9 protein-coding genes are annotated in these 12,446 nt (G+C 68.1%); all 9 read left to right on the top strand.

The features are described 5' to 3' along the window. Window positions 1-11: 11 nt before the first annotated feature. The 9 genes from AC57B5_RS16415 (at window position 12) to AC57B5_RS16375 (ending at window position 12,413) form a co-directional block, all read left to right on the top strand. Window positions 12-974, top strand: a complete 963-nt coding sequence (locus AC57B5_RS16415) for a helix-turn-helix transcriptional regulator (RefSeq protein WP_013804390.1) — start codon at window positions 12-14, stop codon at window positions 972-974. 156 nt (window positions 975-1,130) lie between these two features. Continuing rightward, on the top strand, window positions 1,131-2,453 hold the full coding sequence (locus AC57B5_RS16410; protein ID WP_012203038.1) for an MFS transporter: 1,323 nt from the start codon (window positions 1,131-1,133) through the stop codon (window positions 2,451-2,453). Window positions 2,454-2,469: 16 nt separating this feature from the next. Continuing rightward, the gene (locus AC57B5_RS16405) at window positions 2,470-3,930 is read left to right on the top strand and encodes an MFS transporter (RefSeq protein ID WP_013804389.1); all 1,461 of its coding nucleotides are present in this window, start codon (window positions 2,470-2,472) and stop codon (window positions 3,928-3,930) included. Window positions 3,931-3,997: 67 nt separating this feature from the next. Next, window positions 3,998-7,783 carry a nitrate reductase subunit alpha gene (locus tag AC57B5_RS16400; RefSeq protein WP_496399932.1) on the top strand — a complete coding sequence of 1,262 codons (3,786 nt, stop codon included), beginning with the start codon at window positions 3,998-4,000 and terminating at the stop codon, window positions 7,781-7,783. An 18-nt stretch (window positions 7,784-7,801) separates the two neighbouring features. After that, window positions 7,802-9,343: a nitrate reductase subunit beta gene (gene narH, locus AC57B5_RS16395; protein ID WP_012203041.1), complete on the top strand. Its 1,542-nt coding sequence runs from the start codon at window positions 7,802-7,804 to the stop codon at window positions 9,341-9,343. 11 nt (window positions 9,344-9,354) lie between these two features. After that, window positions 9,355-10,068: a nitrate reductase molybdenum cofactor assembly chaperone gene (gene narJ / locus AC57B5_RS16390; protein WP_047326399.1), complete on the top strand. Its 714-nt coding sequence runs from the start codon at window positions 9,355-9,357 to the stop codon at window positions 10,066-10,068. Continuing rightward, a complete protein-coding gene (gene narI, locus AC57B5_RS16385; RefSeq protein WP_012203043.1) occupies window positions 10,065-10,802 on the top strand; it encodes a respiratory nitrate reductase subunit gamma in 738 nt (245 codons plus the stop codon). The genes narJ and narI overlap by 4 nt, the downstream gene beginning before the upstream one ends. Window positions 10,803-10,899: 97 nt before the next feature. Further along, window positions 10,900-11,721 carry a peptidylprolyl isomerase gene (locus tag AC57B5_RS16380; RefSeq protein WP_043780720.1) on the top strand — a complete coding sequence of 274 codons (822 nt, stop codon included), beginning with the start codon at window positions 10,900-10,902 and terminating at the stop codon, window positions 11,719-11,721. 14 nt (window positions 11,722-11,735) lie between these two features. After that, the gene (locus tag AC57B5_RS16375; protein WP_034390039.1) at window positions 11,736-12,413 is read left to right on the top strand and encodes a carbonic anhydrase; all 678 of its coding nucleotides are present in this window, start codon (window positions 11,736-11,738) and stop codon (window positions 12,411-12,413) included. The last annotated feature ends 33 nt before the right edge of the window (window positions 12,414-12,446 follow it).

The raw sequence follows: 12,446 nt of genomic DNA, 5'->3' as shown, positions 1-12,446 counted from the left end.
ATTCCTCGCACATGACCTCCCGCATCCCTTCCTCGCTTGCCTTGCCCCAGCCCTGTGCGCCGGGCTGGACGCGGCATGCCCTGCCCGCCGAGCTGGGCGACTGCCATGCGGAGCGCTTCACGCTGGGCGACGGCATCGTGCTGGCGCGCTCGCACTACTGCCCGCTGCGCGACCTGGTGGAGGACAGCGTGCAGGCCGATGCCTCGGACCAGGGCCGCACCCTGGTCATCACGCTGGGGCTGGCCGGGGAATCGGGCTTTGTGGCGCGTACGGGTGCGGCACTGCGCTTCGGCGCGGGGCAGACCACGCTGGCAGCCTTTCGCGGCAGCCAGGGCGAGCGCCGCTATGCGGCAGGCCAGACCGTGCGCCAGCTGCGCCTGCTGCTGTCGGGCGCAGCGCTGGACCGCTATCTGGGGCCTGAACTCTCGCAGCGGCTGACGCAGGTGGACGGCGCGGCCGGCGTGCGGCCCTTGGACCACCGTGCCAGCCTGCCGGCCAGCCTGGCGCTGGCGCGGCGCCTGGCCCAGCCGCCCGGGCACCAGCCCACCGATGCGCTGGACCGCCACATCGCCATGCTGAGCCTGGCCGCGCTGGAGCTGCGGCATCTTGCGCCTGCGCCGCAGCCGGCCAAGGCGGCACCGCGCTGGTCGGCCGACGAACTGGCCCGGCTGGAGCAGGCGCGCGAACTGCTGTCCACCCAGATGGACCGCGCGCTGACCCTGGCCTACCTGAGCGCCGCCGTGGGCCTGGGCGAGCACCGGCTCAAGCAGGGCTTTCGCGCGGTCTTCGGCACCACGCCCCAGGCCCTGCTGCTGGAGCTGCGCATGCGCCGCGCCTGGGCGCTGCTGGAGACCGGCTGCCAGGTCGCCCAGGCCGGCTGGCAGGTTGGCTATGCCCATCCGTCGAACTTCAGTGCCGCGTTCACGCGGTTCTATGGGCGCAGCCCGAAATCGGTCTTCGGCCGCCGTTCCTGATCTGCGTCAAGCCTTTTTGTCCCCGATAGTTCTTTGGAACTAGGCCCGCCTGCGCGCTCCTAGTTCTTCCGCCTTGTCCGAGCGTACGGCTGGCGGATGTGCGGCGCGGCCCTCGCGCGGGACCATGGAAGCCATAGCCCCCACGAGGAAAACAAAATGGCAAACACAGCGCCCACCGCACAGGGCGACCCCCGCAAGAGCACCAGCACAGGCACACGCCACGACCGCCAGGCATGGTCGGTCCTGGCCGTCAGCACCCTGGCCTTCACGGTCTGCTTCATGGTCTGGATGATGTTCGGCATCATCGGCATCCCCATCAAGAAGATGCTGGACCTGAACGCCACGCAGTTCGGCCTGCTCACGGCCATGCCCGTGCTCACGGGCTCGCTGGTGCGCGTGCCGCTGGGCATCTGGACCGACCGCTTCGGCGGGCGCATCGTGATGGCGGTGCTGATGGCCGTCACCGTGCCCGCGATCTGGGTGATGGGCTATGCCACCGAGTACTGGCACTTCCTGACCATCGGCCTGTTCGTGGGCCTGGCAGGCGGCTCGTTCTCTGTGGGCACGCCCTATGTGGCGCGCTGGTTTCCCAAGGAGCGCCAGGGCATGGCCATGGGCATCTACGGCGCGGGCAACTCGGGCGCGGCGGTCAACAAGTTCGTGGCGCCGGTGATCCTGGTGGCCTTCGGCTGGGCCGCCGTGCCGCATGCCTATGCGGCCATCATGCTGGGCGCGCTGGTGCTGTTCTGGCTGTTCAGCCACAGCGACCCGGCCCACCTGGTGCCCAGCAACGTGCGCTTCAGCGACCAGTTGAAGGCGCTCAAGGACCCGCGCGTGCTCAAGTACTGCCAGTACTACAGCATCGTCTTCGGCGGCTATGTGGCGCTGAGCCTGTGGATGGTGCAGTACTACGTGGGCGAGTACGGCCTGGACATCCGCGTGGCGGCCTTGCTGGCGGCCTGCTTTTCGCTGCCGGGCGGCGTGCTGCGCGCCATCGGCGGCTGGCTGTCGGACAAGTACGGCGCACACAGCGTGACCTGGTGGGTGCTGTGGGTGTGCTGGATCTGCCTGTTCCTGCTGTCCTATCCGCAGACCGATTTCACGGTGCTCACCACCGAGGGCAGCACCCGCTTTCACCTGGGCCTGAACGTCTATGCCTTCACCGCGCTGATGTTCGTGCTGGGCATTGCCATGGCCTTCGGCAAGGCCAGCGTCTTCAAGTACATCAGCGACGACTACCCCGGAAACATCGGCGCCATCAGCGGCATCGTGGGCCTGGCCGGCGGCATGGGCGGCTTCATCCTGCCCATCCTGTTCGGCGTGCTGCTGGACTGGACGGGCATCCGCTCCAGCGCCTTCATGCTGCTGTACGGCGTGGTCTGGGTGTCGCTGATCTGGATGTATTTCACCGAGGTGCGCCGCACCGACGTGCTCAACAGCCACGGCGGCCACAGCGATGTGCAGCCGGCCGCGCGCTGAACCGCAGGAGTTGCACATGCATGCGAACACCAAGACCGCCGCAAAGGCATCCGCGCGCAGCCGCCCCGGCAGCGTGCTGACCCTCTGGCGCCCCGAGGACAAACAGTTCTGGGAGCGCGAGGGCGAGGCCATCGCCAGGATCAACCTCTGGATCTCGGTGCCCGCCCTGTTCCTGGCCTTTGCCATCTGGCAGGTCTGGAGCGTGGTGGCCGTGAACCTGCCCGCGCTGGGCTTCACCTACTCCACCAACCAGCTGTTCTGGCTTGCGGCCGCGCCCGCGCTGTCGGGCGCCACGCTGCGCATCTTCTATTCCTTCATGGTGCCGCTGATGGGCGGGCGCCGCTGGACGGCGCTGTCCACGGCCTCGCTGCTGATCCCGGCCATCGGCATCGGCTACGCGGTGCAGGACGCCAGCACCGGCTATCCGACCATGCTGATCCTGGCCCTGCTGTGCGGCCTGGGCGGGGGCAACTTCAGCTCCAGCATGGCCAACATCAGCTTCTTCTTTCCCAAGGAGCGCAAGGGCTCGGCCCTGGGCGTGAACGCGGGCCTGGGCAACCTGGGCGTGTCGGTGGTGCAATTCCTGAGCCCGCTGGTGATCACGGCCGGCATCTTCGGCGTCTTCGGCGGCGATGCGCAGACCATCACCAAGGCCGGCGAGACCACCCGGGTCTGGGCGCAGAACGCGGCCTTCATCTGGGTGCCGTGGATCGCCATCGCCTCGCTTGCCGCTTGGTTCGGCATGAACGACATCGCCGACGCCAAGGCCAGCTTCGCGGCCCAGGCCGCCATCTTCCGGCGCAAGCACAACTGGGTGATGTGCCTGCTGTACCTGGGCACCTTCGGCTCGTTCATCGGCTTTGCCGCCGGCTTTCCGCTGCTGATCAAGAGCCAGTTCCCGGCGGTCAATCCGCTGGCCTATGCCTGGCTGGGCCCGCTGCTGGGCGCGCTGTCGCGGCCCTTTGGCGGCTGGCTGGCCGACAAGGCGGGCGGCGCGCGCGTGACGTTCTGGAACTTCCTCGTCATGGCCGTGGCCGTGGTGGGCGTGCTGTATTTCCTGCCCAAGGGCAGCGGCGGCTACGCGCTGGGCTTCGGCCCTGCCGAGGGCAGCTTCATGGGCTTCTTCCTGATGTTCCTGGTGCTGTTCCTGACCACGGGCATCGGCAACGGATCGACCTTCAGCATGATCCCGGCGATTTTCCTGGCGCTCAAGCAGCGCGAGCTCGGCGCCCATCCCAGCGAGCAAGCGCAGGCCCATGCCCTCAAGGAGGGCAATACCGAAGGCGCGGCCGCCCTGGGCTTTGCGGGCGCGCTGGGAGCCTACGGCGGCTTCTTCATCCCCAAGAGCTACGGCAGCTCCATCGCCGCCACGGGCGGGCCCGAGCTGGCGCTGTGGGTGTTTGCCGCCTTCTATGTGCTGTGCGTGGGCGTGACCTGGTGGTACTACGCGCGCAGGAACGCCGAGATGCCCTGCTGAGCCCCGGGCCGCAGGCACTACTGCGCCGAACAGCAACGCACCGCAACGAACAACAAGGAGTCCCGCGATGAGCCATTTTCTGGACAAGCTTTCCTACTTCTCCCTGCCCCGGCAGGAATTCTCCAACGGCCATGGCCAGGTGACGGGCGAGGACCGCACCTGGGAAGACGCCTACCGCGACCGCTGGGCGCATGACAAGGTGGTGCGCTCCACGCACGGCGTGAACTGCACGGGCTCGTGCTCGTGGAAGATCTACGTCAAGGGCGGCATCGTGACCTGGGAGACCCAGCAGACCGACTACCCGCGCACGCGCGCCGACCTGCCCAACCACGAGCCGCGCGGCTGCGCGCGCGGAGCCAGCTACAGCTGGTACCTGTACAGCGCCAACCGCGTCAAATACCCCATGGTGCGCGGCCGGCTGCTCAAGCACTGGCGCGCTGCCCTGGCCGTGGCCAGGAGCCCGGTCGATGCCTGGGCCGCCATCGTCGAGAACGCGGATGCGCGCAGCGAGTGGCAAAAGCAGCGCGGCCTGGGCGGCTTCGTGCGCAGCAGCTGGGACGAGGTCAACCGCATGATCGCGGCGGCCAACGTCTACACCATCAAGAAGCACGGGCCGGACCGCATCATCGGCTTCTCGCCGATTCCGGCCATGTCCATGATCTCGTATGCCGCAGGCAGCCGATACCTGAGCCTGATCGGCGGCGTGTGCATGAGCTTCTACGACTGGTACTGCGACCTGCCGCCGGCCAGCCCCCAGACCTGGGGCGAGCAGACCGACGTGCCAGAGAGCGCGGACTGGTACAACTCCAACTTCATCATCGCCTGGGGCTCCAACGTGCCCCAGACGCGCACCCCCGACGCCCACTTCTTCACCGAGGTCCGCTACAAGGGCGCCAAGGTCGTGGCCGTCACGCCCGACTACTCCGAGGTCGCCAAGCTGGCCGACCTGTGGATGCACCCCAAGCAGGGCACGGATGCCGCCGTGGCCATGGCCATGGGCCACGTCATCCTCAAGGAGTTCTACTTCGGCGAGCGCGGCCGGCCGGCCTATTTCGAGGACTATGCGCGCCGCTACACCGACCTGCCGCTGCTGATCCGCCTCAAGCGCCAGCAACTGCCCGACGGCCGCACGGCCCTGGTGCCCGAACGCTATGTGCGCGCCAGCGACTTCGACGGCCACCTGGGCCAGGACAGCAACCCCGAGTGGAAGACCGTGGCCTACGGCGAGGACGGCGGCGTGGCCCTGCCCAATGGCTCCATCGGCTTTCGCTGGGGCGAGGCCGGCCGCGCCGACGAGGGCCTGTGGAACCTCGAATCCAAGGAGGCGCGCACGGGCAACGACGTGCAGCTCAGGCTCTCGGTGCTGGACGGCCAGGGCGTGGACAGTGAAGTGGCGGACGTGGCCTTCCCCTACTTCGGCGGCCTGCAGTCGCCGGGGTTCGACGCCAACGAGCAGGGCACGGACGTGCTGCTGCGCCGCGTGCCCGTCTCGCGCATGGTGCTGGACGGCGAGGAGGCCATCGTGGCCACCGTGTTCGACCTGCTGGCGGGCAACTACGGCATCCACCGTGGCCTGGAAGGCGAGGGCGCTGATGGCGGCTATGACGCCGATGCGCCCTACACCCCGGCCTGGCAGGAAAAGATCACCGGCGTGCCGCGTGACCAGGTGATCGCCATTGCGCGCCAGTTCGCCGACAACGCCGAGAAGACGCGCGGCAAGTCCATGGTCATCATCGGCGCGGCCATGAACCACTGGTACCACTGCGACATGAACTACCGCGGCATCATCAACATGCTGATGCTGTGCGGCTGCATAGGCCAGAGCGGCGGCGGCTGGGCGCACTACGTGGGCCAGGAAAAGCTGCGCCCGCAGACCGGCTGGACCGCGCTGGCCTTTGCGCTGGACTGGCTGCGCCCGCCGCGCCAGATGAACTCCACCAGCTTCTTCTACGCCCACACCGACCAGTGGCGCTACGAGAAGCTGGGCGTGGAAGAGGTGCTGTCCCCGCTGGCCGACCGCAGCCAGTACGGCGGCGCCATGATCGACTACAACGTGCGCGCCGAGCGCATGGGCTGGCTGCCCAGCGCCCCGCAGCTGCAGGCCAACCCGCTGCAGCTGGTGCGCGACGCCCAGGCCCAGGGCCTGGACGTGAAGGACCACGTGGTGCAGTCCCTGCAGGACGGCTCGCTGTCCATGAGCTGCGAGGACCCCGACCACCCGGCCAACTGGCCACGCAACATGTTCGTGTGGCGCTCCAACATCCTGGGCAGCTCGGGCAAGGGCCACGAGTACTTCCTCAAGCACCTGCTGGGCACCACGCACGGCGTGCAAGGAAAAGACCTGGGCCACGATGAAGCCAAGCCGCAGGAAGTGCGCTGGCACGACAAGGCGCCCGAAGGCAAGCTGGACCTGCTGGTCACGCTGGACTTCCGCATGAGCACCACCTGCCTGTACTCGGACATCGTCCTGCCCACGGCCACCTGGTATGAGAAGAACGACCTCAACACCAGCGACATGCACCCCTTCATCCATCCGCTGTCGGCGGCCGTGGACCCGGCCTGGCAGGCCAGGAGCGACTGGGAGATCTACAAGGGCTTCGCCAAGTCCTTCAGCGAGGTCTGCGTGGGCCACCTGGGCGTGGAAAAGGACGTGGTGCTCACGCCGCTGATGCACGACACCCCCGCCGAGCTGGCCCAGCCCGATGGCGTGCGCGACTGGAAGAAGGGCGAGTGCGCCCTGATCCCCGGCAAGACCGCGCCGCAGATTGCGGTGGTCGAGCGCGACTATCCCAACCTCTACAAGCGCTTCACGGCCCTGGGCCCGCTGATGGACCGGCTGGGCAACGGCGGCAAGGGCATTGGCTGGAACACCGAGACCGAGGTGGAGCAGCTGGGCGAGCTCAACGGCCTGGTGCGCGAGGAAGGCGTGAGCCAGGGCCGCCCGCGCATCGTCACCGACATCGACGCCACCGAGGTGGTGATGATGCTGGCGCCCGAGACCAACGGCCACGTGGCCGTCAAGGCCTGGGAGGCGCTGTCGAAGCAGACGGGGCGCGAGCACGCCCACCTGGCCCTGCACCGCGAGGACGAGAAGATCCGCTTTCGCGACATCCAGGCCCAGCCGCGCAAGATCATCAGCTCGCCCACCTGGTCGGGCCTGGAAAGCGAGAAGGTCAGCTACAACGCCTGCTACACCAACGTGCATGAACTGATCCCATGGCGCACCCTCACCGGCCGCCAGCAGTTCTACCAGGACCATCCGTGGATGCGCGACTTCGGCGAAGGCTTCGTCAGCTACCGCCCGCCCGTGCACATGAAGGCGCTGCAGGAAGTGCAGGGCCAAAAGCCCAACGGCCACCCCGAGATCGCGCTGAACTTCATCACGCCGCACCAGAAGTGGGGCATCCACTCCACCTATGGCGACAACCTGATGATGCTCACGCTGGCGCGTGGCGGCCCCATCGTCTGGCTCAGCGAGGACGACGCCAAGAGCGCCGGCATCGCCGACAACGACTGGGTGGAGCTGTACAACGCCAACGGCGCCATCGCGGCGCGGGCCGTGGTCAGCCAGCGCGTCAAGCCGGGCATGTTGATGATGTACCACGCCCAGGAGAAGACCATCAACACGCCGGGCTCGGAGATCACCGGCACGCGCGGCGGCATCCACAACTCGGTCACGCGCATCGTGCTCAAGCCCACCCACATGATCGGCGGCTACGCGCAGTACAGCTACGGCTTCAACTATTACGGAACCATCGGCACCAACCGCGACGAGTTCGTCCTGGTCCGAAAGATGCGCCGCATCGACTGGCTGGATGACGAAGCTCCGGCCGGCGCAGCCGCCCATGCCTGAACAACAAGGAGAAACACGATGAAAATCCGCGCACAGATCGGCATGGTGCTGAACCTGGACAAGTGCATCGGCTGCCACACCTGCTCCGTCACCTGCAAGAACGTCTGGACCAGCCGCCCCGGCGTCGAATACGCCTGGTTCAACAACGTCGAGACCAAGCCCGGCATCGGCTACCCGCGCGAGTGGGAAAACCAGGCCAAGTGGAACGGCGGCTGGATGCGCCGCACGGACGGCTCCATCGCGCCCCGCCAGGGCGGCAAGTGGAGCCTGTTGATGCGCATCTTCGCCAACCCCAACCTGCCCCAGATCGACGACTACTACGAACCCTTCACCTACGACTACGAGCACCTGCAGTCGGCCAGGGAAAGCAAGGCCGCGCCCACGGCGCGCGCACGCAGCCTGATCTCGGGCCAGCGCATGGAGAAGATCGAATGGGGTCCGAACTGGGAGGAAATCCTGGGCGGCGAATTCAGCAAGCGCAGCCATGACGTGAACTTCGAGCAGATCCAGAAGGACATCTACGGCCAGTTCGAGAACACCTTCATGATGTACCTGCCGCGCCTGTGCGAGCACTGCCTGAACCCGGCCTGCGTGGCGTCCTGCCCCTCGGGCTCGATCTACAAGCGCGAGGAGGACGGCATCGTCCTCATCGACCAGGACAAGTGCCGCGGCTGGCGCATGTGCGTCTCGGGCTGCCCCTACAAGAAGATCTACTACAACTGGCAAAGCGGCAAGGCCGAAAAATGCATCTTCTGCTACCCGCGCATCGAGGCCGGCCAGCCCACCGTCTGCTCCGAAACCTGCGTGGGCCGCATCCGCTACCTGGGCGTGCTGCTGTACGACGCCGACCGCATCGAGGAAGCGGCCAGCGTGGAGCGCGACCGCGATCTCTACCAGGCGCAGCTGGACATCTTCCTGGACCCCAATGATCCCGAGGTCATCCGCCAGGCCCGCATCGACGGCATCCCCGACGCCTGGATCGAGGCCGCACAGTCCAGCCCCGTCTACAAGATGGCCGTGGACTGGAAGGTGGCCCTGCCGCTGCACCCCGAGTACCGCACCCTGCCCATGGTCTGGTATGTGCCGCCGCTGTCGCCCATCACCTCGGCGGCGAACGCCGGGCATCTCGACAGTGTCGGCCGCAGCCCCATCAATGGCGACCTGCCCGATGTCTCGCAGCTGCGCATCCCCGTGCAGTACCTGGCCAACCTGCTCACCGCCGGCGACACCACGCCCGTGGTGCGCGCGCTGGAGCGCATGCTGGCCATGCGCGCGTACCAGCGCAGCAAGCACGTGGACCAGGAACAGAACCTGGCCGTGCTCCAGTACGCGGGACTGACGGTGGACGAGGTCGAGGACATGTACCAGACCATGGCGATCGCCAACTACGAGGACCGCTTCGTCATCCCCTCGGCCCACCGCGAATACGCCGAAAGCGCGTTCGATTTGCGCGGCGGCTGCGGCTTCTCGTTCGGCAACGGCTGCTCCGACGGCAGCACCGACGCCAGCCTGTTCGGCGGCAAGAAGCCGCGCACCATCCCCATCCGCGCGCAAATGTGAGGACTGCCGCCATGTTCAATCACAACACCTCCACCCCCGTGCGCCTGACGCTGCGCGCGCTGGCCTGCCTCATCGGCTACCCCGGCGCCGAGCTGCGCGCCCTGCTGCCGGGCCTGATCGACGCCCTGCGCCTGGAGCAATCCGTGGCGCCCGCGCGGCTGCGCGAGTTGCAGCAGCTGGCCGAGCAGCTGCAGGCCATGGACCCCTTCGAGGCCGAGGCCCGCTACGTGGACACCTTCGACCGGGGCCACCAGACCTCGCTGCACCTGTTCGAGCATGTGCACGGCGACTCGGCCGACCGGGGCCCGGCGCTGATCGACCTGCAGCAGACCTACGAGCGCGCGGGCCTGGCCTTCGAGGCCGACGAACTGCCCGACCACCTGGCCGTGGTGCTGGAGTTCGCCTCCACCCAGCCGCCGGCCATCGCCCGTGAATTCCTGGGCGAGATGGCCCACATCCTCAACGCCCTGTTCACGGCGCTGGCGCGGCGCGACAGCCCCTATGCCAGCGTGATCGCGGCCGTGCTGGAGATCACCGGCCACAGGGCCGAGCGCGTGGAAATCCGCCCCGAGCCCGCCATGGACGAGGCCTGGGCCGAACCCGCCGCCTTCGACGGCTGCAGCAGCCAGGGCAAATCCCGTCCCGGCGCCGAGCAGCCCGTGCATTTCGTGCGCCGCACGGCGGCGCCCCAAGCCCAAGGACCCCGCCAAAGGAGCCTGACATGACCCCCTCCTGGATAGACCACCTGCTCTTCGGCCTCTACCCCTACATCTGCCTGGCCGTGTTCTTCATCGGCAGCTGGCTGCGCTTCGACCGCGACCAGTACACCTGGAAGAGCGATTCATCGCAGCTGCTGCGCAGCGGCAGCCTGCGCTGGGGCAGCAACCTGTTCCACATCGGTGTGCTGTTCCTGTTCTTCGGCCACACCGTGGGCATGCTCACGCCGCACTTCGTCTACGAGCCCTTCATGGCCGCAGGCGCCAAGCAGCTGCTGGCCATGGTCAGCGGCGGCATCGCGGGCACGCTGGGCTTCATCGGCCTCACCATCTTGCTGCACCGCCGGCTGTCGGACGTGCGCATCCGCGCCCACTCCAGGTTCAGCGACATCGCCATCCTCTGGCTGCTGTGGCTGCAGCTGCTGCTGGGCCTGGCCACCATTCCGCTGTCGGCAAAGCACATGGACGGCTCCATGATGATGGCCCTGGCCGAATGGGCGCAGCGCATCGTCACCTTCCGTGGCGGCGCGGCCGAACTGCTGGCCGAGGCCGGCTGGGTGTTCAAGGCCCACATGTTCCTGGGCATGAGCATCTTCCTGGTCTTCCCCTTCACGCGCCTGGTCCACGTCTGGAGCGGCTTCGGCACCCTGGTCTACCTGCTGCGCCCCTACCAGCTGGTGCGCTCGCGCCGCCTGGGCCTGCCCGCATCGTCGGCACGCCGTGACGCCAAGCCCGGCCATTGAGGAGATCGACATGGAACATGGATGCAACGGATCGGGCGGCGGCCACTGCGGCTGCGCGTCTTCAACCCCTTCTTCAACTTCTACTTCTTCTGCCCCGATGGGGGATCTCCCGGCGATTCCCGAAGTGCCGGCCTTCCAGCCCGTGGGCGAGGCCGGTGCCGAGGTGGCCCGCATCAACAACACGCCGCTGCACGCACCCGGACAGCGCCCGCCCGAGCGCGAACTGCGCCAGCGCGCCTGCACCGAGCTGCTGCGCCAGGCGGCCCAGCGCGAAGGCCTGCTGGGCGCCGATGATGCGGCCGGCGACGACGGCGTCATTAGCGAGCGCGCCTCCCAGGCCATAGAGCAGCTGCTGGAGCAATCGCTGCACCTGCCCGAGCCCGGCGAGGACGCCTGCCGCCGCCACTTCGATGCCAACCCCGCGCGCTTCGCCCAGGGCGAGCGCGTGCGCCTGCGCCACGTGCTGTTTGCCGTCACGCCCGGCGTGGACGTGCGCGCCCTCACCCAGCGGGCCGAGGCCCTGCTGATCGAGCTGCGCTGCGCCGACGACGCCGGCCTGCGCTTTGCCGAGGCCGCGCGCCAATGGTCCAACTGCCCCAGCGGCCAGCATGGCGGCGAACTGGGCTGGCTGGGCCGCAGCGACTGCGCGCCCGAATTTGCGCGCGATGTCTTTGCCTCCCAGGAAATCGGCGTGCTGCCGCGCCTGGTGCACAGCCGCTTCGGCCTGCACGTGGTCGAAGTCTGCGCGCGCGAGGCGGGCGTTCTGCCCGACTGGCAGCAGGCGCGCCCGGCCGTCGCCCAGGCCCTGCACCAGCAGACCTGGGTGAGCGCGCTCCACCAGTACCTGCAACTGTTGGCCGGCCAGTCCGAGGTGGTGGGCGTGCGCATCGCTGCGGCCGACTCGCCGCTGGTGCAATAGCCGGGGAAGTGCCCATGCCCGACGACGAACTGCTGCTGCGCCTGCGGCGCTTCCACGAGCACGCCTTTCCGCAGTACCGTGCGCAGTTCCGCACCCTGGTCGAAGAGGGCCAGCATCCGACCACGCTGTTCATCGGCTGCTCGGACTCGCGCCTGGTGCCCTACCTGCTCACGGGGGCGCCGCCGGGCGAGCTGTTCCTGGTGCGCAACGTGGGCGCCTTCGTGCCGCCGTACGACGGATCGCACGGCCACCACGGCACGGCGGCGGCCATCGAATTCGCCGTGCTCAACCTGCAGGTCAGCCGCATCGTGGTCTGCGGCCACAGCCACTGCGGAGCCATCAAGGCCCTGTATGGAGAAGTCTCGCCCGAGGCACGCAACCTGCAGCGCTGGCTGGACCTGGGCCGCGAGGCCGTGCTGCCCGTGCAGGCCGGCCCCGAGGCGCTGCGCCGCACCGAGCAGCGCGCCGTCGTGCTGCAGCTCGAACGGCTGATGGACTATCCCATGGTGCGATCGCGGGTAGAGGCCGGGCAGCTCAGCCTGCACGGATGGCACTATGTCATCGAAGACGGCGAAGTCCATGTCTTCGATGTCCAGACCGGCCGCTTTGTTGCGGCATCTCAAGCTCCGCACAGCGGCACCGGGCCGTACCCGCCCTACGTGGAGCATGATGGACAAGTGCTTGTCGACTGAGGCCCGAGCAAGTGCCAGGGACGGCGGCAGGCA

The sequence above is a fragment of the Delftia sp. BGA-UO-ETr-SB1 genome, assembly GCF_059567865.1.
Note: the sequence above shows the minus strand (reverse complement) of the source record. Positions and strands in the feature narration are given on the sequence as shown.